The 23576-nt window shown below is 37.2% G+C and carries 20 protein-coding genes; 4 read left to right on the top strand and 16 right to left on the bottom strand.

The genetic code is table 11. The annotated features are described in order from the left end of the window. Position 1 precedes the first annotated feature (1 nt). The 8 genes from GWK10_RS14990 to tssD (GWK10_RS15025) all read right to left on the bottom strand — a co-directional run bounded on the left by GWK10_RS14990 (position 2) and on the right by tssD (GWK10_RS15025) (position 9244). On the bottom strand, positions 2–754 hold the full coding sequence (locus GWK10_RS14990; protein WP_164033151.1) for a hypothetical protein: 753 nt from the start codon (positions 752–754) through the stop codon (positions 2–4). Beyond that, the gene (locus tag GWK10_RS14995; RefSeq protein WP_164033209.1) at positions 754–3960 is read right to left on the bottom strand and encodes a toxin VasX; all 3207 of its coding nucleotides are present in this window, start codon (positions 3958–3960) and stop codon (positions 754–756) included. The genes GWK10_RS14990 and GWK10_RS14995 overlap by 1 nt, the downstream gene beginning before the upstream one ends. A 3-nt stretch (positions 3961–3963) precedes the next feature. Next, positions 3964–4677, bottom strand: coding sequence for a PAAR domain-containing protein (locus tag GWK10_RS18660; RefSeq protein WP_164033210.1), 714 nt, complete (start codon positions 4675–4677; stop codon positions 3964–3966). A gap of 8 nt (positions 4678–4685) precedes the next feature. After that, positions 4686–6518, bottom strand: coding sequence for a type VI secretion system Vgr family protein (locus GWK10_RS15005; RefSeq protein ID WP_164033211.1), 1833 nt, complete (start codon positions 6516–6518; stop codon positions 4686–4688). A gap of 7 nt (positions 6519–6525) precedes the next feature. Further along, positions 6526–7254, bottom strand: coding sequence for a hypothetical protein (locus tag GWK10_RS15010; RefSeq protein ID WP_164033212.1), 729 nt, complete (start codon positions 7252–7254; stop codon positions 6526–6528). A gap of 30 nt (positions 7255–7284) precedes the next feature. Beyond that, complete coding sequence (locus GWK10_RS15015) at positions 7285–8070, bottom strand: hypothetical protein (RefSeq protein ID WP_164033213.1); 786 nt, start codon at positions 8068–8070, stop codon at positions 7285–7287. Between the two features lie 9 nt (positions 8071–8079). Then, entirely contained in the window at positions 8080–8475 is a 396-nt protein-coding gene (tssD, locus tag GWK10_RS15020; RefSeq protein WP_164033214.1) for a type VI secretion system tube protein TssD, read from the bottom strand. A 382-nt stretch (positions 8476–8857) separates the two neighbouring features. After that, complete coding sequence (gene tssD / locus GWK10_RS15025) at positions 8858–9244, bottom strand: type VI secretion system tube protein TssD (RefSeq protein ID WP_164033215.1); 387 nt, start codon at positions 9242–9244, stop codon at positions 8858–8860. Between the two features lie 300 nt (positions 9245–9544). Here tssD (GWK10_RS15025) and GWK10_RS15030 point away from each other — a divergent pair, with 300 nt between their 5' ends. The 4 genes from GWK10_RS15030 (at position 9545) to GWK10_RS15045 (ending at position 16261) form a co-directional block, all read left to right on the top strand. After that, the gene (locus tag GWK10_RS15030) at positions 9545–12751 is read left to right on the top strand and encodes a WD40/YVTN/BNR-like repeat-containing protein (RefSeq protein WP_164033216.1); all 3207 of its coding nucleotides are present in this window, start codon (positions 9545–9547) and stop codon (positions 12749–12751) included. A gap of 70 nt (positions 12752–12821) precedes the next feature. Continuing rightward, entirely contained in the window at positions 12822–13508 is a 687-nt protein-coding gene (locus GWK10_RS15035) for a DUF2490 domain-containing protein (RefSeq protein ID WP_164033217.1), read from the top strand. 31 nt (positions 13509–13539) lie between these two features. After that, positions 13540–14979 (top strand): SLC13 family permease, encoded by a 1440-nt coding sequence (locus GWK10_RS15040; protein WP_164033218.1) that lies wholly within the window; start codon positions 13540–13542, stop codon positions 14977–14979. Between the two features lie 70 nt (positions 14980–15049). Next, positions 15050–16261: a bifunctional alpha/beta hydrolase/OsmC family protein gene (locus GWK10_RS15045; RefSeq protein WP_164033219.1), complete on the top strand. Its 1212-nt coding sequence runs from the start codon at positions 15050–15052 to the stop codon at positions 16259–16261. Here GWK10_RS15045 and GWK10_RS15050 read toward each other — a convergent pair. The 8 genes from GWK10_RS15050 to GWK10_RS15085 form a co-directional block, all read right to left on the bottom strand. Next, positions 16258–17040: an ABC transporter permease gene (locus GWK10_RS15050; RefSeq protein WP_164033220.1), complete on the bottom strand. Its 783-nt coding sequence runs from the start codon at positions 17038–17040 to the stop codon at positions 16258–16260. The genes GWK10_RS15045 and GWK10_RS15050 overlap by 4 nt on opposite strands. After that, the gene (locus GWK10_RS15055; protein WP_164033221.1) at positions 17033–17740 is read right to left on the bottom strand and encodes an ABC transporter ATP-binding protein; all 708 of its coding nucleotides are present in this window, start codon (positions 17738–17740) and stop codon (positions 17033–17035) included. Before GWK10_RS15055 ends, GWK10_RS15050 begins: the two co-directional genes overlap by 8 nt. Beyond that, positions 17737–18978, bottom strand: a complete 1242-nt coding sequence (locus GWK10_RS15060) for a nitrous oxide reductase family maturation protein NosD (RefSeq protein WP_164033222.1) — start codon at positions 18976–18978, stop codon at positions 17737–17739. The genes GWK10_RS15055 and GWK10_RS15060 overlap by 4 nt, the downstream gene beginning before the upstream one ends. A 72-nt stretch (positions 18979–19050) precedes the next feature. Then, positions 19051–19497, bottom strand: coding sequence for a nitrous oxide reductase accessory protein NosL (locus GWK10_RS15065; RefSeq protein WP_164033223.1), 447 nt, complete (start codon positions 19495–19497; stop codon positions 19051–19053). Further along, positions 19494–20111 carry a hypothetical protein gene (locus tag GWK10_RS15070; RefSeq protein WP_164033224.1) on the bottom strand — a complete coding sequence of 206 codons (618 nt, stop codon included), beginning with the start codon at positions 20109–20111 and terminating at the stop codon, positions 19494–19496. Before GWK10_RS15070 ends, GWK10_RS15065 begins: the two co-directional genes overlap by 4 nt. A gap of 94 nt (positions 20112–20205) precedes the next feature. Beyond that, the gene (nosZ, locus tag GWK10_RS15075) at positions 20206–22170 is read right to left on the bottom strand and encodes a Sec-dependent nitrous-oxide reductase (protein WP_164033225.1); all 1965 of its coding nucleotides are present in this window, start codon (positions 22168–22170) and stop codon (positions 20206–20208) included. Between the two features lie 41 nt (positions 22171–22211). After that, the gene (locus GWK10_RS15080) at positions 22212–22802 is read right to left on the bottom strand and encodes a fasciclin domain-containing protein (RefSeq protein ID WP_164033226.1); all 591 of its coding nucleotides are present in this window, start codon (positions 22800–22802) and stop codon (positions 22212–22214) included. Positions 22803–22808: 6 nt separating this feature from the next. After that, positions 22809–23315: a cytochrome c gene (locus GWK10_RS15085; RefSeq protein WP_164033227.1), complete on the bottom strand. Its 507-nt coding sequence runs from the start codon at positions 23313–23315 to the stop codon at positions 22809–22811. Positions 23316–23576: the final 261 nt, after the last annotated feature.

Here is a 23576-nt window from a genome sequence, read left to right on the forward strand (position 1 = left end):
GTTACCAGCCTCCTATTTTTTCTCGTTCTTTTTGTTGTTCTTCAGTAAATTCTGGTGTTGGTATTGCACTAGGGTATAATGGTTTTGGGAAGCCCTCAGATTTTCTCCGTTCAAAATCTTTTTGGCGACATCCATCAAAGGATGTACCCGGAGGCAAGGGGCGGTTTCGATCCATATACCAAGTTATAAAAGACATGTTCTCATAACAATCAATACCAACGTAACCAGCTATTGCAAAGGTCTGCCATTTATTCGGTCTAATAATTTGTAATTGAAAGGCCCCAACCACATCTTCTCCTCCAGTACTATATGAAAATTCTGTTTTTCTAAATTCCATAGTGATATCGGGTTGCCAAAGAAAACCGGAAAATGTTATAAATCCATCCTTACGGTTTAAAATATTTTTTCTTTTCGGCATTGTAAAGCCATAGACAAAAGAGAATATTAATGTCAAAAGTGAAATAATAAAAAATACCCAATCGATTATTTCACTTTTTTCTTCCCGGCCTGGAAAAAAAATTAAAAGAAAACCAAAAGAAACGAGACCCAGAATTATTGGAATGACCCATCCCCCACTTTTTGAAACTAAACAATCATCATCATAAAACAAATAATCTGAGCCTCTACCTTGGGTATAGTTCTCATCAAAACTATCCGGCTTTGAATAAATTTTTTTAATTACTCTATGGTAATATTTTTTTAATTTTTCAGGATTCTTATAGCCGTTATGTGTGACTTTTCTTGTAAAGTCCATTACCAAGCATTTCTATTTTTTAGTTCATTTAAGGGAGCAATATTTACCTCCTCATTTTGATGTAAATCACTAATGTAAAGACCCGCACTTAAACCACGCAAGCGTATTTTAGATCCTAAAAATCTCTCCTTTCCACCTAAGTGATAAGGGAAATACAGTTTTTTGGATTCATCTACTTTTAAGCGCAACGCAAAAACTACTTCTGATTGCATTTTGATCTGATTTCTCTCATTACTTGACACCGAAAATTGAACCTGTAACGCCTCCATGTTATCATTGTCATAGACTTTTTCTGGTTTTTTAAGAACCATGTTTTTTGGATTTCCTTTTTTTATCCCTTCAGCATAAAAAAAAGCATAAACCTCCACTTGATCTGGGTGGTTAAAAAAACGACTAAATACCATTTTTGCATTGAAACGATAGGCCGTTGTCAAAGAAGAAGTTATTGTTATACTGCTTCCAGGTTCACGACTGGTAAAACTTATTTTTTCAGGATCTATTGGCTTAAATTCAATTTCTTTACAAATAATATAATCAAATAGTTTTGCCTGGGCATCATAAGGGTTCATCAAGGTTTCATGGTAACTATCTTTTGTAAGATTTTCCCTTTCATCCAACACTTTTAGAATGTATCGCATAGGAAGCATCGAATCAGGTTTTGGGAATGCCACTCTATCGCTTAAAACAAAATTTTTAAAGTACGTTTCCAGTTCAGAATCTGTTAATAAGGAAGCTATAATCAATAACCCAAGGCCAATTGCTGCCATGATCCATCCTACGGGACCTCCTAAAGCGGCTATAGTCCCTAAGGAGGCAAGCGCAGATACTCCAAAAGCAACACCAGCTCCTATAAGGGCTAACCCAGCATCCATGTCACCTTTGTCTATAGCGCTATAGCTGTCGTAGAAGCACCAGCCCGCTGTTATCACACCACCAACAACACTTAAACTAGTTGCAGTTGTTCTGAACCATGCTTTATTTGCAGTTGATGTACTTACAACTGTCTTGGCCAGATTCATACTTGCGTCTCCTAATTTAATCGCTGAACCAAGAGCATAGATTTCGTCTTTTCGTGTGCTACCCTCCTCGGTAACCGTGATAATTGCATTTCCAAAATTATACAATTCTAATGCCGCAAACACCCCATTAAAAGCTCGACCATTAATAACCTTACTTATTTTTATATTTCTTTGAGTTTTTGGATCAAGCGTTTCCCAAGCACCCATATTCTCTCTTACCCTAACTTTTACTTCATAATCTACATATCTCCCTTTTCTTATCCTCCTATATTCAAAGCCATCAGGGTGGGTATCTTTGATAATACGCAAAACATCTGCGCGTTTACCGGTGTATTTCCCCAATGGATTATATTCCGGATCCAATTCGACTCCAAGTTTATCTAGACGCATCCAGATATCGCCGTCACGTATTTCAAACATTTCATGTCCAAATACTTTTAGATTCTTATTCAATTTGTCAACAATAAAAACCTGTTTCTCGGGTATTGTCTTATAAAACTTCCCGTCGATTTCTTTAATGCCGGCAATGAACGATGCTCTGTGTTTAAGATTCTTTTTATATACGCTTGCCAGTTTTTTGCTAAAACTCTCAGCATTTCCTAAAAATGCATTCAAATTGAGCGGAGCACCCAAAAGTGCATACAACGGATCCATTCCTTCATAACCCGATGCATTACTCTTAACCTCTTCACTTTTGATATCTTCACGACAAGCATCATCAGTGATATTATAGATCCAATCTACCCATTTATCTTTTTCGACATAATCTTTTTTAAGTATTAAATGTTGGTCAAACTTGTACGGATGATAACTAAGTACATCAAGAATTTCCATTAATAGACCTCGGCCTTCTAATTTTCGCTCGTCATGATTGCATAAGTAGTCATCAAGGTGTTTTCTGAAATAATTATTACTAACAAAATTACCTAGCTCATCTCGATACCTAATAAGGTCTTCTCTTGCTTCATTTCGCTCCTTTATTCCCAGAATACCTTCCAATTTTTGATGATCAAGTCCATAACCTATACGAGAGGTGTTATCAATTTGTCGTGTTGAATGATTCGTCATTATCCACTTTTTGGCAGGCCTTGGGTCTAGAGAATGTCTATCACTAAAATTAAAACCTGGCGAACCACCATCATATTTAAGTATGGCATCATTATCATTATAAACTAATTGATAACAGGTGAGTGCGAGCGTAAATAATTCTTGGTATTCTTTTTCTGGCATAGGAGCCTCTAAGCTTCCATTGTTCAGTCTTTCGTAAGCCTGGTCAAGTGTCTCTCCCGATTGAATAGCATCAACTAATGCTTTAAAACGAATTGTTTTGTCATTAACAACTTGACTGATATCATTAACACAACCTATGGGATCATCCAAAGTGACAAACATATCGTCGTAAATAACATTTTCATCATCTTCTTCATCTTGCCTTTTTTCATCGGCTTCGATATTGTGTATGATTTCTTTTAGAACTCCATGCCCAACATGTTTTTGGTAATGAACAGTATAAAGGTCTTTATATGAAATAGCATGTTTGTGATTATCACCTTCTTTTTTAATTCCTCTACATTCGACTTTTTGCATTCTAGCTTCAGTCTTCTCTGGATTTTTTCGGGTCTCCTGCAAATACTCCTCGGTCCACTGAACTGTTGAGAAGGCAAACCAGAAAGTTTTTTCTTTACTTATTACTTTAAATCGATGTCGGTCTCCTTCAGAAGTCCTATGATCTAAATATCGCCCATTTACATCTTTATTATTTCTCCATAAAATAGTTGAAAAAGAACCATCCTCCTGGACTTCAAACTCATGACAATCTGGACCTTCAGGATCATCAGCATTAAACAAATAAATATAGCCGAGATTTAGAGAAGTACGCGCAACATAAAAGTTTTCTAATGATGGTATATCACTATGTTGCGCCTTTACATCACCAATCGTGTATGCTTTTTTACCAGTTTCGGTATTAGTCGAAGTAGGTTTATTTATGCTAGCCGTAACATCATTAGGACTCTTCTTATAAAAAAGTCCATACCGCAAAAAATGTAATCTGATACCAGGTTTTAAAGTAGTAATCTCAGGACCTTGGACTTCTGGAGCGCCTCCCCCTTCCGCTGTAAAGGTGAAGTTTCCAATTACATCATCATAAATTTTTTCTTGTTCTTCTTCAAGCGCTATATCTGCCATAGACTAAGAATTTTCTTGATCCGTACTAGCATCTTCAACCTCCCAAACAACCTCAACCATTTTGTCTTTGACCGTTCCAGTTAATTCAATTATATCTTCTTCAGTAGTAGTTTTATTTCCTTCTTCATCCACATTTTCGATTGGACGTTTTACTTTAAAAGTGATAGACTGCCCATCATCAATATTCTGAACATGTGCCCTTAGAGTTACTTCCTTTAAAACTTTGGATTCTCGAATAACTCGATCTTCTTTGACCCACTGCAGATTAAAAATTCGTGGTTCTCCTTCTTTTCTCTCCGCTTCCTCTTTCAATTTCTGCTGAGCGGCAAGTGCTTCTTTAGCATTGCCCAATACTCGATTAGTAATAGAAATCTCTGGAAATGGAATTTTACTTGCAGCCATGGTAACTGATCCAGCGCCTGCAGCACTACCAATAATCACATTAGGTTCTCCAACTGTAATTGTGCCACCATGAGCAGTCATATCTCCCATGCAGGCAACGGGAGTTCCGTTAAAAAAAACAGAAGGTGCACCCTGAGCAATGGTATCCGGCGGACCAACACATACGCATATATCGCCCATAAGGGCTGCGGGTTTTCCGTTTACCAAGATGTTCGGTGCTCCTGGTCCAGAAACTGGTCCACCAACGTGTGGTGTAGTTCCCGTTACCATCGGGCACACATGCATACTTCCTATTGTCGCTATTGGTCCAGGCATTCTCTTTTTTAAACTACATCGATTTTACCACTCGCTCCTTGTATCACCGTCATCTGCCCTTGCACCTTAGTTTGCTGCCCTTTTAATTCAGCAGCAACTTTTCCTTCAGCGGTTACATTTTGTCCTTTGACCTCTGCATCTGTTTTAGCTTCAACGGTTACCGAGGCATCACTACTGATTACTGTATCTCCTTTAGCTTGTAAAGTAGTATTTCCTTCAGTCTGAATGCTTGTATCTCCTTCAGATGCTGTTTCTATATTTCCTTTTGCTTGAATTTCAATATTTTCCTCCGCCATAATCTTAATATTCTTGGCGGCCATTTCTATGTTCTCTGTAGCATTGATGTACAATGATTTTTCCTTCGTATCGAAAATGATAATACTCCCTTCATTATCATAAATCTTTATTTTTTCCTCTCCATCTGTGTCGTCGAACTCAATCGTATGCCCACTCCGTGTTCGTATTGCTTTTATATCATTTGCATCGGTTTTCCAACCTGCAGGATTGGCATTACCATTATACAATGTTCCCATGACATAAGGTCTCTCCGCGTTACCACCTTCAAAACCTATTAAAACCTCTTCATCGATCTCCGGGATAAAATGGAATCCTTTTTCGCCTCCAGCATGAGGCGTTAGAATTCTGAGCCATGGTGTTACCGCCCCAGTAGCTTTTTGCCAAGGAAACTGCACTTGTATTCTGCCAAGGCTATCAGGATCGGCATTATCCATTACCACAGCAGTCTGACTTTGACTGCGAGGATAGGCCATAATATTGGTATTTGGATAAATATCCGCATCCGCAGTTACTCCTTCAAATCGATTTTGATAACGACCGTTTTCGGTGGCTGTATGTGTTACTCTAGTTATGCGATAGCTTCCATAAGCTCCGTTTTCATCTGCTATTTTAATAACATTTCCTAATAAGACACCGGGATTATCGCTAACTCCATTAATCTGTACTTGATTAACTTCTTCTGCTTTTTTCTGATTTTCTACATGTTTGTCTAAGCGTTGCTGCAACTTCTCATCATTGTAGGTATTAACAAATACTGCTGTCTCTTTTAAAAACAACTCATCACTTTTACCGCTTGTAAACGCATTATGACCATTCATATTACTATTTACTGCACTTGTGGCGGATTCAATCTGCTCGGCATTTAAATAATCATTAGTAAAAAAGTTATAATTGTTTGATGATGGTTGTAGCTTTAAAGAAAACTCTTCTAGATCCTGACCATAAGTTAATTGCGTTGCTTCGCCATCTTCAGGTTTTCCGAATATTAAAGCTTTTCCATTATAATAAAACCATTCGCCATACTGAGCAGCCAAACGACTTGCATATTGCCATGCACTTTCTTGTTGTTGGACACTATAATGCAAGGGGGCACTATATTGAGGACTGAAACTTGTTTCTAATTTTGACTGATCGTAACCTTGGAATGTACTGTCCAAAATTTCGGTTAATCCCATGTCGTTATAAGAGGTATAATGTGGGCCGTCATCCGCTAGTACAGTAGCACTCTGGGCTTTTATTACTATCAGGTCTCCTCCGCCTTGATGGAATGCTTTGGTATTATTTACTTCTGTAACAACTCCCTTAAATTCCAGTTCTTTATAACCCTCTAATGAATCTAATGTGGATACTTGAACGGTAACTATTTCTCCTAAGAAATTGCGACTTTCTGAAGCTATCTCACCACTAAGTTCCTCAAGAACGTCCATTCGACAGACTAATTCTAATAAGTGATGCGAATCTAATTCCTGGTGCAATGTCAGCCGTTTGAACGCGTGAATTGCATTCCCTTCAATATATATTTGAATATCACTTTGTAGTGCCATTGTTCTACTATTCTTGTTTTATAAACTGTTCCCCATCCCACGAAAGGATTATTTGTTCTCCAGTCAATTTAGAAAAACCTGTTTCTTGGTCTTCTTTATATTCTGGGTATGAAATTGTTTTTTTCTCAGTATCATAAACAATCTTAACATCATCTCCTCGATGTTTTGTGAACCATATGTTTGGTTTATTATCAAACCCGTTATAGTCACTTAACTTATTTCCTTTAGCTCTCAACATTTTAAAAATGTAAAACTCTCCTCCAGAACCATGGGACCCCCAACTTTTTAGAAGGTATAAGTTTTGTTCGGGCTGAAAAATCTTAAAGTAGAAAGAGTCTGTTTCTGGGCTTACCCACCCATAACGCTCCTTCTTACCTAAAAAACTCACATCAAATTCTAATTCATTATTAAACTGATAAACACTATTATGTATGTGCCAAGGTCCACCATTAAAATAATCCCAAGATACTATTCTTAGTTTTCCATCTGCTGAGCTTGTCACCCCAACTCCTTCCAAACTATCTAAACCTTTCAACTCACTTTTATCAAAGCTAGCAACTTTTAGATAGCTGTATAAAGAATCTTCGAAATGCTGTAAAATTGAATCTCTAACTGGACCATAGTCCTTCCTTTTCGAAAGAAATTCTTGATACTGCTGTATCAAATTAGCCTCCATTTCGCCTTCATCTTTCTTAACCTCATTTTTAGAGCAAGAAATTGAAACGAAACATATCATTAGAACAATCAATCTCACCTTCCCCATACTCTAGTTCGAAAAAATCTTAAATGTTTGCAGATATCTCCAAGATGCTAAATTGGATAATGCAACATCATGCGCATTTCTATTCTTTTTTGTTACTGTTTTTGCTGGCAGTATTCCATTTAATCCAAAAATATCCAAACCACCAACTTGTATCAACCATCGCTTTGCTTGACCCTCACCTTGATAATAGATATAATTCCAATAGGCAAGCTGATCTTCAGTCGGAGCAGGGTATCCTAAGTTTTTCCTGTGTTTTTGAAATAAATCTCTTCTATGAGAAAGTGTTGCAGCACATGCCCAAATAACACTTTCCATATTACTAAACTGAGCAGAAAGTACCGTTTCATTTCTCTCATTCGTTTCCGATTTTGAGTAAAACTCTGAACCCGTACTAAAATCCCCACTATTAGAACCTTGATCAAACCAGCTTGGTAAATATTTTTTGTATCGCGGATACTCACTCCCAAAATCATCCAATCCTCCTACATCGAAACCGCTTAATTCTATATCGTTACGAATAACTTTATTACCTGCCGAATCGGTTCTATAATTATAGTCATGATCCAAATAATCAATCCCTAAACCTTCGGTAAGAATTATAGTAGCAAAGTACGATGGTATAAAATTGTTAATTTTCGCAACATCTTCGATAAGATCCCTTGCCAATTTTTCTTCAGGACTATTTACATAACCAGCTACTGCCAAGACCTTCCAAGCACCATATTGGTCTTGAAGATCCTTTTTTATCTCCAGCTTAGATTTTTTCTTGGGTTTCTTTGGCTGATCCATAGCGTTGTTCTACCCCTTAACTGGCCAATTATTAGTAAACGTTGTCCCTTTTATCGAAATCTCCCGTGCAGACAAGACTAGTCTAATCTGCAATGGTTGGTTACTTGTTGCATTAAACTGTTCCGTATAATCTACGCAATAAGCATCCTCGAAAACTATTTTTTTCAAGGTCGACATACTATCTCTTCTATAAAAAGTAACCTCTCCTTTTTTAACATTGGTCGATGAAATCATCCACTCCAAAAAATCGGTTTTTGCGGTCGATTCAATAATCAATCGTAGCTGACCTCCTTTGGGCTTCTCGGACGGTCTACCAGTGGCATCCGTTAACTGATGAAATCCAAAAGAGCAGTCGAGTACGTTCATTTCCTCGCCGTCTATATTTAGTTTTGCTAAAAATGACATCTACCTATATTATTTACGTTAAGGTACAAATTATTGCAGAATAAAAAATTGAAAAGTTACACCTGAACAATGGGTGATACACAATTAAAAAAAGTAGTTTATTAACGAGATCTATCGATTATATGCTATTATTTCTTCACCCTTAATTTTTCCTACCAACCTTGGGCATTTTTTTAGCAACACATTATTATCGATTTCGATTCGAAAGATCAAATCAACAGATACCTTCCCTAAAAACATTCACATTCTCAACAATGGAAGTCAACATAATCCCTAAACAAGTGGTTGCTAACTTATACTATGAATGTGCTTGATAACATCAAACCATTCGTCCAGAATGTAACTTTTACAATGTTACCACGAAATGTGGTTCAGTATCTAATTATACCCACTCATTTGTATGAGAACCATTACCTACTGCAATCTCTCTTGCAGATACCGTAATGCGCTCAATCATTGGGTTTTTTCCTGTAGAATCGAAGTTTTCAACGTATTTTACAGCATATGCATCTGTAAAAACCAATTCCTTAGCAGTTGCTTCAGTGTCCCTTTTCAGGAATAAAATAGAGCCACTACGTAATTCAAAATTGTTAAACATCCAGTCAGAAAGACTAGTGTCTGCAGTTGATTCGACTTCGATGGTGATCATTCCGCCACGTGTTACAGAAGAAGGTCGTCCTGTGGCATCTGTTTCTTGGTGCAAACCGTAGTTACAGTTCAATACATTGTACTCGGCTCCACCGACTTTTAATTTTGCTTTAAAAGACATAATAAATAAATTTTAATAATTAATAAAAAACTATAAGTATGATAATAATGAATTTCAATATTATGCAGTTTTTTTAAAAAAACCAAATCTTATCGATTAAATTATAGTAAATAAGTATCAGTATTTGAGTAAGATACCCTACAACACTAGTTGCTCTAAGCATTTTGTAAAACTCAAATTTTTATTCGTTGTAAACAGCAAAAACAGCATTTTTCAGCTAAAACACCTTAACATCCCTTTAAGAAATACACCTTCTCAAATTGTTAACTTTAGCCTTCTAAAACTAATTCAAAACCAAGAATGCGAAATTTACTAACCTTCCTTTTCATCTGCCTGACTTTAATCTCGTCCGCACAAGAAATCAACACGAATTATCTTAAAAATTTAAAGCCTAGAAATATCGGTCCAGGTGGTATGAGCGGTCGTGTAACTGCTATTGATGTGGTGCACAATAACCCTGATGTTATGTATGTTGGTACTGCTTCAGGTGGTCTATGGAAATCTACTAGCGGCGGAATTAAATGGAATCCCATATTTGATGGAGAGTTAACCGCTTCTATCGGTGCGGTGGCAATTCAACAATCTAACCCTTCTGTAATTTGGGTCGGAACTGGCGAAGGAAACCCTAGAAATAGCCTGAATGGCGGGTTTGGCATCTACAAATCACTCGATGGAGGCAAAAGCTGGAAATCGATGGGATTAGAGCAAACTAGACATATTCACAGAGTTATCATTGATCCAACCGATCCTAACACCGTGTACGTTGGTGCCATCGGTTCTCCTTGGGGCGAGCATGCTGAACGTGGGGTTTTTAAAACTACGGATGGGGGTAAAACTTGGAATAAAATCTTATTCGCAAATAACAAAACTGGTGTTGCCGATATGGTGATGGATCCAACCAATCCCAACAAGCTTATGGTGGCTATGTGGGAGCATAAGCGTGATCCTTGGTTTTTTAAATCTGGTGGAAAAGGAAGTGGGCTTCATATGACGCATGATGGGGGTAAAACTTGGAAAAAACTATCGGATAAAGATGGCCTACCAAAAGGTGAACTTGGTCGCATTGGTATTGCCATAGCACGAAACAAACCAAATGTAGTGTATGCTTTAGTAGAAGCGAAGAAAAATGCCCTATACAAAAGTATTGATGGCGGATTTAGATGGAAAAAGATCAATGATAAAAGTGATATCGGTAATCGACCTTTTTACTATTCAGAGATTTATGTAGATCCGCAAAATGAAAATAGAGTTTTCTCGATTTTCACTTATGTCAACTCCTCTGAAGATGGTGGTAAAAACTTTAGCCAATTAATGCCTGCTTATGGTGTTGATAATGGTGTTCATCCCGATCACCATGCATGGTGGATACACCCTGAAAATGGGCAATTTATGATCGATGGGAATGATGGAGGAATGAACATTACAAAGGATGGCGGAAAGACCTGGCGCTTTATCGGAAACCTCCCGGTTGCTCAGTTTTACCATATAAATGTAGATAACGAATATCCGTATAACGTATATGGAGGAATGCAGGATAACGGAAGCTGGAGAGGGCCAGCATATGTTTGGAAAGCGCAAGGAATACGTAACTCATATTGGCAAGAAATCTCATTTGGCGATGGCTTTGATGTTGTGCCTGATAAAGATGATTCGCAGTATGGCTGGAGTATGAGTCAGCAAGGTTTTGTTAGCCGATATGATTGGAAAACAGGAAATAATTATAGTGTACGACCAACACATCCTGACCCAAAAGTAAAACTTCGTTTTAATTGGAATGCTGCTATTAATATTGATCCATTTGATAACAGTACGCTTTACTTCGGAAGTCAATTCGTTCATAAATCAACAGATAAAGGTCTGACTTGGAAAGTCATTTCTGAAGACCTAACAACCAATGATCCTGAAAAGTTGAAGCAAGGAGAAAGCGGTGGATTGACAATGGACGCAACTGGTGCGGAAAACCACTGTACTATTTTGGTAATCGAACCTTCAACTGTTGAAAAAGGAATGATGTGGGCTGGTACCGATGACGGTCGTGTGCACATCACTCAAAATGGCGGATCGACATGGTCAGAGGTAACTAAAAGTATTAAAGGCTTGCCTAATGGAAGTTGGATCACTCAAATAAAAGCGTCGAACAAGAATAAAGGAGAAGCACTTTTAGTCGCCAATGATTATCGTCGTTTCAACTATACACCTTATGCCTACCGAACCAAAAATTATGGAAAGACATGGGAACGCATCGTTGATGGCAATGATGTGCAGAGTTATACGCTCTGTATTTTAGAAGACCCTATTAATCCAAATCTAATGTTTTTAGGAACTGATGATGGCTTATATGTGTCTTTCAATGCAGGCAATAAATGGACTAAATGGGATAAAAAAGGTTTCCCAACTACTTCAGTTAAAGATCTAGTAATTCAAGAAAGAGAGCATGACCTTGTAATTGGCACTTTCGGTCGTGCCGCTTGGGTTCTTGATGACATCCGACCTTTGCGTGCTCTAGCCAAAGACCCTTCAATTCAGAATAAAAAACTACACCTATTTGAACCTCCTACTGCCTATCAAGCGGCTTATCAACAACCCACCGGAAGTCGATTTGGTGGTGATGCCTTATACAATGGTGAGAATAAAGCTGGAGGTGCACATATGACTTATTTTGTTCAGGTAGAGAAAAAGAAGAAGAAAAAAGAAGACGACAAAAAGAAAGATGAAGATGCCGATAAAGAAGAAGATGAAAAGAAAGTAAAATGGGATTCTATTAAGATTAAAATTTATGATGGCGATCGTTTGATACGAACTTTAAAAAGAAAAACACCAGATAGTACCGGGATTCATAAGTCAAGATGGTTTATGAATGAAAAAGGCAGCGAACGACCTTCAAGAACCATACGCAAACGAAAGAATGAACCAGGAGGAGTCAGTGTTAAGCCAGGCACCTACAAAGTAGTAATGGAATACGGAGATCAAACCTCATCACAAAATATTACTGTAAAGAGTGATCCTAGACTAGAAGTTTCGCAAAAAGCAATTAATGATGCGTATTCCTACGGAAAGCAGATTGAGAAGATGACACAAACAGCTGCCGATGCCGTAAAACAGCTAGTAGAAAGTAAAAATGCAGCAAATGAGTACAAAGCGAAGTTGACTAAAAAGGATAAGAAAAAGTTTAAAGCCGAAATTAAATCTTCAAAAGATATTGTTAAGGCAATCGATTCTGTAATTGCCGTTTATATCGGCAAAGTCGACAAACGCCAAGGTATTACTCGTAATCCTGAGGTAACAGTGATGCAACGTGTTTTTACAGCAAGTAGATATGTTAATTCTCGTCCAGAAGGCATTACTAGTACCGAGCAAACCTTGATTAAAAATGCGAAAGATGCATTACAAGATGCAATTCAAAAAACGAATACATTCTTTTCGGATAAGTGGAAAAACTATGAAGCTGAAATGAAAAAAATCGACCTTTCTCCATTTAAAGAAACCAAAACCTTCTCAGTAGAATAATTCCTTTTAATAAAATCAACCTGATGGCAATATATTTCTATATTGCCATCTTTTTTAAATAAGAAACTCGATGAAAAAAGTATTAGTCGGTATTTTTCTAATAAGCATAACGCAAGCATTTTCTCAAAATACTGGTGAAGATGAACTTGGCGCATGGTATATGTATTTTGGTACTAATAAAGTATCAGATAAGTTAAGTATTCATAGTGAAGCGCAATTCCGTTTTTACGAAACCTTCGGGAACTTTAATCAGTTGTTACTGCGTACTGGGCTTAACTATCATATTTCAGATAAAGCCATTGCGACATTAGGTTATGGTTATATTGGCACTGACGGAACGTTCGAAGAATTCCCTGGAGAAGAAGATTCAAAAGAACATCGAATTTTCCAGCAATTTATATTAAAAAACAAGGTCGGTAAGTTCGCTTTCGAGCATCGATATCGTATAGAACAGCGTTTTATTGATTTTGGTAATAATATAAATGATACACAACATCGAGGCCGCTATCGCATACAAATCACTTATCCGTTAGATGACAAATGGTTTTTAAATGCCTATGATGAAGTATTCATTAATTTTCAGGAGCCCATTTTTGGTCAAAACCGATTATACTTTGCACTAGGTCGTAAATTTAATAATGACGTGCAATTACAATTGGGCTATTTAAAAAATCATTTTACTGGCAGAAACTTCGATCGTCTTCAACTTGGTTTAATTTTTAATACCGATTTACGTAAGAAGACAAGTCCGCAATAAGCTGTTTTGAATTTCCTATTTTAGTGCTTGTATGAAAGCATTTCCTTTGTCGAAGCAAATTGGATTATTTGCAGGTCCTATTCTATTTTTTATACTGCTGGCTATGCCGGAAATGGTCAATCCGATGGCTGACAAAGTATTAGCCGCAGCTGCATGGATGGTTACTTGGTGGATTACAGAAGCTGTTTCAATTTCAGTTACAGCGCTACTTCCTCTCGTTCTGTTCCCACTTAGTGGAATTATGGAAATTGGTGAGGTTTCTCAAAACTACGGACATCGTATTGTTTTTCTATTTTTTGGTGGCTTTATCATGGCATTGGCACTTGAAAAAGTGAATCTGCATAAACGCATTGCCCTGCATATAATTCGGCTCACAGGAACAAGTCCAAACCGAATTATTTTGGGATTTATGATAGCTACCGCAGTTTTAAGTATGTGGATTAGTAATACGGCAAGTACGCTAGTCATGTTACCTATTGCGCTTTCTGTAATTTCACTTTTGATTAATGATGAAGATGGATTTACCGCAAACGATAAGAATTTTGCCTTAAGTATTATGCTTGGCATTGCTTTCGCAGCCAATGCTGGCGGCATCGCAACTATTATAGGCACACCTCCTAATGCTGTTTTAGTTGGCTTTTTAGAGAAGGAATATCAAATTGACATCTCATTTTTAAATTGGTTGGTCATAGGTCTTCCTTTTTCAATTTTAATGATTAGTGCAACCTATTTTGTTGTTGTTAAGATTGTTTTTCCTAACCGACTTGGAAAATTTGAGGCATCAGGAGATGTAATCAATAAGGAAATTAAAAAACTTGGTAAAATATCATCTCAAGAGAAAAAGGTCATAGCTGTCTTTGTATTCGCCATTTTCATGTGGATTTTCCGTGGACTTTTAAATGCTCAATTTGATTTTCTGAATATTAATGATACGGAGATAGCCATGATTGCTGCGATTGCTTTATTTGTTATTCCGCAGAAATTAAAAAAAGGCGAGTTCATTTTGCAATGGAATGATACCGCTAAAATGGCATGGGGAATTCTCATTTTATTTGGTGGCGGACTGGCGCTAGCATCGGGTCTCAAAGAATCCGGAATCGTCGATGCAATAGCAATTGGAATCGCCAGTAATACGGCTTGGGGAATTTCATTAATTGTGATTACGCTCATAGTAGTAGTTCTTTTCACTACAGAGTTGATTAGCAATGTCGCACTCGTAAACATCGCAGCTCCAGTTGTTGCAGGAATTGCCATCGGACTAGAAGTACCAATGCTTCATGTGTTAATACCTATAACAATTGCCTCTAGTTGTGCGTTTATGCTGCCCATGGCAACACCACCGAACGCGATCGTATTCGCCAGTGGTCATGTAAAAGTTTCTCAAATGGTGAAAGCAGGTTTTATCTTAAACTGTCTTGGAGTCGGCTTATTGATTCTATTTTACAAATACATTATCCCATTAGTTTTTTAGACACCTGGAGATAGTCATTTAAGTGAAAGGGTTGTAACTTGTTATCGACTTATTCGAAAAACTATAACCAATGCCACAACAAAAACTTCAGTTTCAAAATCAAGAAGGTTTTCAACTTTCAGGAAGATTAGAATTACCTGCCAATCAACATCCCCATAACTACGTACTATTTGCACATTGCTTTACCTGTAATAAAAACCTTGCTGCTGTTAGAAACATAAGTCGGGCCTTAACAAGTAAAGGTTTTGGCGTTTTTCGTTTTGATTTCACAGGCCTGGGTGAAAGCGAAGGTGACTTTGCGGATACCAATTTTTCTGGCAATGTGGGAGATCTTGTAGCAGCGGCTCATTTTTTAGAAAAGGAATATAAAGCTCCGAGCCTGTTAGTTGGGCATTCATTAGGTGGGGCAGCAGTACTATTTGCTGCGAGCCAGTTACCAAAAGTAAAAGCCGTTGCAACAATTGGTGCACCGTCCGATCCTGAACACGTAACGCACTTGTTAAAAAGTAGTATTGATGAGATTAATGCAAATGGCAAAGCCATTGTAAACCTAAGTGGTCGTGATTTCACAATTAAAAAACAATTTGTTGATGACTTGCAAAGTAAATCACTAGCTGAGGCTGTCACCAATTTTAACAAAGCGTTGCTAGTGTTGCATTCCCCTCAAGACCTGACAGTAGGAATCAAGAATGCAGAACAAATTTATCATGCGGCAAAGCATCCAAAAAGCTTTGTAAGTCTTGACGGCGCCGATCACCTATTAATGAATAAAAAAGATTCCAATTATGCGGGAGAAGTTATCGCAGGATGGTCAGTGCGTTATCTCGATACCAGCGAGTCAAAAACCTTAAGCACATCTCATGAAGTAGTAGCTAGCTTAAATGCCGAAGATGGCTTTACAACGAATATGAAAGTGGGAAGTCATTTTATCACAGCGGATGAACCAGAGTCAGTTGGAGGGAATAATTTTGGCCCAAACCCATATGAATTTGTTTCTGCTGGTTTATCGGCTTGTACAGCAATGACCATTCAAATGTACGTGAAGCGCAAAGGTTGGGATTTGCAAAATGTTGAAGTGCATACCAGTTACTCAAAACAGCATGCTTCAGACTGTGAAAACTGTGAACTAGACGGTACGAAAATTGATGTTTTCGATCGTGGAATTAAGCTTACTGGTAATCTTGACGAGAAGCAGATAAAACGCATTTTGCAGATTGCCGATAAGTGTCCTGTACACAAGACATTGCATAGTGAAACAGAAGTGAGAACTACACTTATCTAAAAGTCTTTTTTCTGAGATTTGATGATAAGTCTCCAAATTGGTATTAGTGCCCAAAGTATGAGCAATAACAGCGAAGTCATAAGGCCAAGGTTCGTTCCGAAAAAACCTTTAAAAACTGCTCCTGTATAACCAAGTAAAGCTGAGATATCAAGTTTTAATAAGATCAAGGTACGCGACAGATCGATCGGATTGAACATCGTGGCCGCAATTGAGAACGTATCTAGTGGATATTCTTCAAAAACGATTAATGACATTAAAAAAAGTCCGTCGTAAATAACTGCCATAAATAACCATAACAATACCGCATAGCCAAATCCCTTTATCTTATTTTCATTTGAAATAGCTATGTTAAATGATAAGGCAGTGAAGATTATTGTTAAAAATGATCCTACTACCAAAAGCAACGAAAAATCGAAAATTGCAGTGCTTTTAAAAAGTCCGTATGACACAAATGGAATACCCAATCCTAGGACTAAACTAAGCAAAAGCGAACCTGATACACCAAGAAATTGCCCCATAAAAATAGATGAGCGTCTTATTGGCTGTGCCAACAAAAGCTCGGTAAATTCTTTGCTATTATAGTAATACATGATGCCGAAAATTGTGCTAATTAAAGGCACCAATATGATAATTACATTCATTAATGTTATAACAGCTTTTGATACATCATTATTTAAAAAAAGCAATACAAAACCCAGGATTAGATAGAATAAAAAATACACATAACTCCATCTGCTGCGCATTAAATCAAAAAAACTGTATTTAAAAATTTTAAACATTTGTTCCTTTTGTTATTGCCGCCACAGCATGTTCTACGCTTGTTTGATTTGTTCGATTTTTTAGTTCATCTATAGTACCATTAAAATGAATTGCGCCTTCTAAAAGGTAAATAACATTGTCGGCCACCTCCTCTACAAACTGCATAATATGAGAGGTTATCAATATTGTTTTTCCCTTTTTGCGCTCGTTGCTAATTAGTTTTTTTAGACTTATTAATGATAATGGGTCAAGACCGCTGGTTGGTTCGTCGAGTATTACCAATGGAGCATTGAACATAAAGGTTAAGACAATGTTCACCTTTTGTTTAGTTCCCCCTGAAAGTGTCGTTAATTTTTTATCTAGAAATGGTTCTAACTCAAAAAGTGAAATCAAGCTCTTATCATCACTTTCTTGTTGCCTGAGATCTTTAATCATTTTAATGAGCTCTCTTACTCGTAAATTCCCAGGAAAGTTTGCTATTTGCGGTAAGTACTGAATTCGTTCACGGTACCTCCATTTTTTCTTAATAAGGCTTTCTTGAATTGATATACTTCCTTTATCAGGAATTACCATGCCTAAAATACTCTTGATTAGGGTGGTCTTTCCTGATCCGTTAGGTCCTAAAACTGCAATAATTCCCGGCTTTTCAATTTCAAGATCAATGCCTCGAAGCACTTGATTTTTTCCAAACTTTTTATGTAGTCTTTCTATTTTGATCATAGTACTTTTTTCATCAAAGGGTTCGCGTCAATTAAATTATCGGGCGTGAATACCGGAGATACTTTTTCAGAAAAATCAATAATGTCCATAAATAAACTGCGCAGTAACACGATGGTTTCTGGTGTTCTATTTACAACATATGAGAAAAGTTTAACAGGTCTGTATGGCACATCCCCTATCCCATTTTTATCCAGGTCATATCCCGTATAATTACTCCAATAATTCCCATCAAAAACATTGTCATTAAGCTTACTGTTATATGATACATCGAAAGAATTATACAAAAAATTATTACCCTCGAATTTGTTCGAATAACAGGCCCCTAATACCTTAACAGCCCATCCGTTTTTGATAAAAGAGTTTTTTTGATATGTAATTCGGTTTGAACCTTCAATGTTTATTGCAATGGTGTTTTCTTCAAACGTATTCCCGATAATTTCGGCATCATTAATCTCCTTTAAAAGCATGCCATAGGCTGTTGTTCCCCAATTTTCTCGAAATATATTATTCACCATCTTGATCCTTTTTGAAAACATCACCGCAACTCCTGCCCCATTGTTTTCGAAAGTATTGTTAGTATACACGTCATCATTCGAGAACATAAAATGCAGTCCATATCGCAAATTATTAGAGCTAATGTTGTTATTGATCACTATTTCATCAGAAAACTCTAGGTAAATACCATCTCGTACTCCTTGAACAATATTGCGATCTACTGTTACATTTTTTGAATACCACAATTGAATACCATTCCCAGAATTGTATTCGTCTTTAGCATCGCCTATAATCTTGTTGTGATAGATTTTACCATTGTTTGATTTTTCAATGTAGATACCGAAAAACAATTTTTCTAAAACTACATTCTGAATGAGGTAATTCTCACTTCGCACAACCCGAATGGCAGCATGATCGCTCGTATAACTAGTTCCCACATTAATGATAAAAAGTCCGTCGATTGTAACATTATCTGAAACGACTCTAATGATCTCGCCTTGATCTTCACCATCGATAATAGGATAATCTTCACCAATTAGTGTCAGCGGCTTATCAACTAGTATATTAAACTCTTTATAAGTCCCTTTTTTTATCAAGATGGTATCTGTTGCTTGTGCCCTTGAAATTGCGTCTTTAACGGAGTTTATTTCACAAGATTCACAAACTTCTATGGTTTCAGATTGGCCTAAAGACCAATGTAAAATGCATACAAGAAAGATGATATGTTTTAATGTTACTACCATATTTTTTGATATTATAGAGATGATCATTTAATGATAAAACAACATCTTATATGTATTGAGAATAAGGACTTTCTATTTTTTTAAGTGATCTTGAAGCTCTTCCCAAGAGTACAAATCTCCACCAACATTTTTCCAAACTTGTTCTGCGCTTGACCTATCGTCAAAGGCTGTTAAAAAAGCCCCCATAGGACTTGGTAACTGTTGACTTATTAGAAAGGTTGATGAAGTAACGGGTATTAATTCTTCTGGAGTATCGTGATGATTCGTAAGCAATTTATCGATGGTATTTTTATCAATTTCATTTATATGATTAACCATACACTCAGCTGCATCAAACTTAAATACCTTTCCCTTTTTTGTAACCAACTCAGCAGCATGAATTTTATCTACAATGGTCATTTTACAATAATGACAACTGTCAGAACCGTAGTCAATGGATTTTGGCTGAGTGCTGCAAGAAATCGTAGTAATCAGAATGACGATTGAAACAGTAGATTTTATTTTTAAATACCTTTTCATAGCCTATTTAATTTGATTTTATTTCTTCCTATCATATACGCTAGCAACGTAAATAACATTCCAACGAACATGAAATAACCGCCTAATCTTGGATACGAATACGCATCGAAATTGAGTAACTTTTTATGTCCCAACAACGGGGGCTTATAACTCATTGGTGTACCATCAGGATTTTGAAGTTTCATAATGGCATTAGGATCCAGATTAGTTCCATAGTCAATCATCCAAGCATTAAAATCATACATTCCTAAAGTGCCCAAAACGGCCATTAAAAAGAACCATAATAGGAACCATTGGTACCCTATCTTTTTAAAATACCCCAGGAATCCCAGCAAAACACCTAATAAAGCCATTCCTCCGATTACCATTGGAAACACGCTAAACTCCCACATATCTTCGGGCTTTGGTAGGGTTTTCATACCGATATAATGATTTAACCCATCTATGTTTTGTATGTCGAATTCGTTTTGTCCTTCGATGCCATCAATAAAAATATTCATCCCCAACGGCTCTGGGTATTGTGGTGCACCAAGCATAATATTCCAAAGTGGGAATTTGAATAGGCCTAATAGCAATAGTGAACCAACTATCATGAATATGCTTGCTTTTTTCATTGTCTTTGATAAAGTAAATGTGGACGAATATGGTGAAAGAAATGGGCAGCTTTCGACTGCCCATTTTAGTTTATAGGCGTAAACCAAGTAATACTTAATCCCCACCAAGAGACCAGCTTAATTCAATATTAGAATTTGCTGGAGAAACACGGACATAACCCTGCATTTCTTGGTGTAATGCTGAACAGAAATCGGTACAATAAAACGGCCAAACCCCTACTTGTTTAGGTTCCCAAACGGACGTTTTAGTCTGTCCTGGCATTACCAGAATCTCTGATGTATTTTGGCCAATCATTGAGAATCCGTGTGGTACATCAAAATCCTGTTCATGATTCGTAATGTGGAAATATACTTTATCACCCACTTTTATCCCTTCAATATTATCTGGAGTAAAGTGACTTCTAATTGTAGACATATAAACATGTACATTTTTCCCTTCTCTAACTACTTTGGCCTGATCTGGGCTTGTAACCGCATATGGGTGTTTATTCTCATCTAAACGATATATTTTCTTAGACTTCGAAGCGAGTAACTCGGCTGGACATCCTGCTGCATAGTGTGGTTCACCATGTGTTGGGAAATCGTAGATAAGTTCCATTTTTTCTCCTGATATATCATATATCTGGGCCGAATGTTCCATTTCAGGACCCGTTGGCAAATATCTATCCTTGGTAATCTTATTCATGGCTACCACATACTTACCAAATGGTTTTCTTGAGTTACCACCTGGTATCATTAAATGACCTACAGAATAAAAGGTAGGCTGTCTATCTATTACTTCCCACGTACCTAATTTCCATTTTACAACTTCTGATGAGATAAAGAATGTAGTATATGCATTTCCTTTTGAATCAAATTCTGTATGTAAGGGGCCTAAACCACCACTTTTAACGGTACCTGCCAATACATCTTCAAATTTTAAGATTGGAATACCATAGGCTTCACCATCAAATTTTTTGCCTTCAATAGCAGCAAGCATCTTATCAAAAGAATGCACCGTAAGATCGGCTGATAGTTTTCCGGCTCCAATTATATATTGCCCTGAAGGGTCAACATCACACCCATGAGGCGACTTTGGCGTAGGTAAAAAGAACACTGCATCCGGCACTTTAGTGGGGTCAACAGTAACTACCTCTTTTTTCATAGTGCTTGTACCCATATGTGTACTTTCATCATATACATTATGCGCATAATTTGCTGGCATTTTTGTACCTCCGCCATTGTTTACGTACTCCTCTATTTTTTTCCAATTAATAGCGGCGATGAAATCCTTATCATTTTGAGAAGCATTTACTTCTAATAAGGTACTCGCCTCTTCAGAATTATAAGTACTAAAGAAAAACCAACCATGAGAATCTCCCCGTCCAGGGTGTGAAAGGTCGTAGTTAAAACCAGGCATTAAAACCTGGAATTTAATATCCATATGACCATGCTCCGGCTCTACTTCAATAAAACTTAAAGCTCCTTTAAAATTGCTCTTATACTCGGCAATTGGCATATCTCTTTGCGGTACAGGAACTGAAAAACGTGTCCCAGCCACTACATACTCGGTATTTTCCGTAATGAAGGATGAACTATGATTACCCGCACTATTTGGGATCTCAATAATCTCTTCAGTTTCAAACGTACTTAAACTTACCCGCGCAATTCTTGGCGTGTTGTTTCCGTTTACAAAAATCCAACGACCGTCTAACTCACCGTTTGTCTGAGAAATATCAGGGTGATGCAAATCATCCCACGGTACAAAACCATGAGAAGTATTTAGCATTGGCTTGGTTTCTTCCGAATAACCATAACCTGAGGTTGGGAATTGAGAGAAAACAGGAATTTCTTTAAACATACGTCCAGAAGGCAATCCGTAAACAGTAAGGTTACCGCTATATCCTCCTGAAAGAAAAGCGTAAAACTCGTCCTGCTGCCCTGGCGCAACGTATACTTTTTCCGCAGCGCTAGAGTTCAAGGCACCATTTGAAGAACCTTGACCTTGTTGATTGCCACATCCTGCAAATACTAGCAGTAAGCCCAGTAGTGACAATACATGATAACTATATTTTTTCATTAGTTTGTATTTATGATTATTAATTAGCTTATATCGTTTTCTTACTGCGCTGGCGGCAGGATTACTTTATCAACTACATGTACAATACCATTACCCGCCTTTACACTGGCAACAATCTTTGCACCACCTACATACACGTCATCGCCCTTAACCTCTATAGTGGTATTTTGATCATTAGCTTGTCCTAGTTTCTTGAATTTCTTGAGAAAGTCTTTGCTGTAATTTCCAGGTGTAACATGATGCTTTAAAATGTTGGCTAAAGCATCTTTATTTTCTGGTTTAAGCAAATCATCTACCGTACCTTCCGGTAATGCATCGAAGGCTGCATTGGTAGGCGCAAAAACCATTAAAGGTCCTGCGTTTACAAGTGCATTTTCAAGATCTGCAGCCTGTACTGCAGCGACAAGTGTAGTGTGATCAGGAGACCCTATTGCAATTTGAAGCACATTAGGTGTTGATTCATCATCAGCGATAAATGCCTGCCCCTGTTTTTTAGCAGTCTCCGCAGACTTTGTTGCAGTTGGAGTTTCTGATTTTTCCGTCTTGGCTCCTTGCTTGCATCCAACGATTACAAAAAGCAGTAAAAGCATTATAAGTATGCTCAACAGCCAATTATGGTGTCTAGTTTTCATATATTATTAGTTTAAGGTTCTGAAGTATTCTAGAATATCACGTGCCTGTTCTTCGCTAATATTCTGGTTGGCCATTGCCGCGCCATTAAACTCAACCAATAAATCTTTCGCGCAGCGGTCTTGCTCTACCATTAATTGAGGATCAAGAATCATGTTCATAATCCATTCAGGACTTCGTCTTTTCATAATTCCTTTTGGAGATGGGCCGATAAATCGTTTCTCCACTTTATGGCAGGCCATACAATTTGTTTTAAAAAGTGCTGCCCCCTTAGCAACCATTTCTTGATTGATAGTAGCATCTAAAGTGAGTGATTTTATTTTACCAACACCCTTATTGTCTAGGGTAATTCGTTGAGATGCAGGAACCTCATTTGTAACAGTTTCTTGAGTTTTTACCTCAACGTCTGCCTTTCGTTTTATCTGTATCTGGTCCTTCTTTTTTTCCTCTTTCCCTCCACAACTTATCATCATTAATGAGAAAAGGAGAACCAAACTTCTAAATATGAATTTCATGATTTTGGCTGATTTATTATTTCAACCAAAAATATGTACAGAATGAGAAGCAGGATATGACATTCGTCATAAAAAGGATAAAAAAGTCCTTTATTAATTGATCATTAAACTAGCAGAAAAACAGCATCAAATTCCTTAAAAAATTTAGTTAAAAATGCTTAGTTAAGAGCCTACAAAGCATCAGAAAATAACCTGGCTTGCATTAAAGAAATTAGTGTAATAGCACTATACTTTGTCTAGTAATATAGCAGTCTGACTCGT

This window comes from Spongiivirga citrea (assembly GCF_010671565.1).
Lineage (GTDB): Bacteria > Bacteroidota > Bacteroidia > Flavobacteriales > Flavobacteriaceae > Spongiivirga > Spongiivirga citrea.

Excerpts from the sequence above, each read along its gene's own strand:
- GWK10_RS14995 (WP_164033209.1), bottom strand. The coding sequence starts at position 3,960 with ATGGCAGATATAGCGCTTGAAGAAGAACAAGAAAAAATTTATGATGAT.
- GWK10_RS15040 (WP_164033218.1), top strand. The coding sequence starts at position 13,540 with ATGAAAGCATTTCCTTTGTCGAAGCAAATTGGATTATTTGCAGGTCCT.
- GWK10_RS15060 (WP_164033222.1), bottom strand. The coding sequence starts at position 18,978 with ATGGTAGTAACATTAAAACATATCATCTTTCTTGTATGCATTTTACAT.
- GWK10_RS18660 (WP_164033210.1), bottom strand. The coding sequence starts at position 4,677 with ATGCCTGGACCAATAGCGACAATAGGAAGTATGCATGTGTGCCCGATG.
- GWK10_RS15065 (WP_164033223.1), bottom strand. The coding sequence starts at position 19,497 with ATGAAAAGGTATTTAAAAATAAAATCTACTGTTTCAATCGTCATTCTG.
- GWK10_RS15010 (WP_164033212.1), bottom strand. The coding sequence starts at position 7,254 with ATGATATGTTTCGTTTCAATTTCTTGCTCTAAAAATGAGGTTAAGAAA.
- tssD (WP_164033214.1), bottom strand. The coding sequence starts at position 8,475 with ATGTCATTTTTAGCAAAACTAAATATAGACGGCGAGGAAATGAACGTA.
- GWK10_RS15070 (WP_164033224.1), bottom strand. The coding sequence starts at position 20,111 with ATGAAAAAAGCAAGCATATTCATGATAGTTGGTTCACTATTGCTATTA.
- GWK10_RS15035 (WP_164033217.1), top strand. The coding sequence starts at position 12,822 with ATGAAAAAAGTATTAGTCGGTATTTTTCTAATAAGCATAACGCAAGCA.
- GWK10_RS15045 (WP_164033219.1), top strand. The coding sequence starts at position 15,050 with ATGCCACAACAAAAACTTCAGTTTCAAAATCAAGAAGGTTTTCAACTT.
- GWK10_RS15080 (WP_164033226.1), bottom strand. The coding sequence starts at position 22,802 with ATGAAAACTAGACACCATAATTGGCTGTTGAGCATACTTATAATGCTT.
- GWK10_RS15055 (WP_164033221.1), bottom strand. The coding sequence starts at position 17,740 with ATGATCAAAATAGAAAGACTACATAAAAAGTTTGGAAAAAATCAAGTG.
- tssD (WP_164033215.1), bottom strand. The coding sequence starts at position 9,244 with ATGTCTTTTAAAGCAAAATTAAAAGTCGGTGGAGCCGAGTACAATGTA.
- nosZ (WP_164033225.1), bottom strand. The coding sequence starts at position 22,170 with ATGAAAAAATATAGTTATCATGTATTGTCACTACTGGGCTTACTGCTA.
- GWK10_RS14990 (WP_164033151.1), bottom strand. The coding sequence starts at position 754 with ATGGACTTTACAAGAAAAGTCACACATAACGGCTATAAGAATCCTGAA.
- GWK10_RS15030 (WP_164033216.1), top strand. The coding sequence starts at position 9,545 with ATGCGAAATTTACTAACCTTCCTTTTCATCTGCCTGACTTTAATCTCG.
- GWK10_RS15005 (WP_164033211.1), bottom strand. The coding sequence starts at position 6,518 with ATGGCACTACAAAGTGATATTCAAATATATATTGAAGGGAATGCAATT.
- GWK10_RS15085 (WP_164033227.1), bottom strand. The coding sequence starts at position 23,315 with ATGAAATTCATATTTAGAAGTTTGGTTCTCCTTTTCTCATTAATGATG.
- GWK10_RS15015 (WP_164033213.1), bottom strand. The coding sequence starts at position 8,070 with ATGGATCAGCCAAAGAAACCCAAGAAAAAATCTAAGCTGGAGATAAAA.
- GWK10_RS15050 (WP_164033220.1), bottom strand. The coding sequence starts at position 17,040 with ATGTTTAAAATTTTTAAATACAGTTTTTTTGATTTAATGCGCAGCAGA.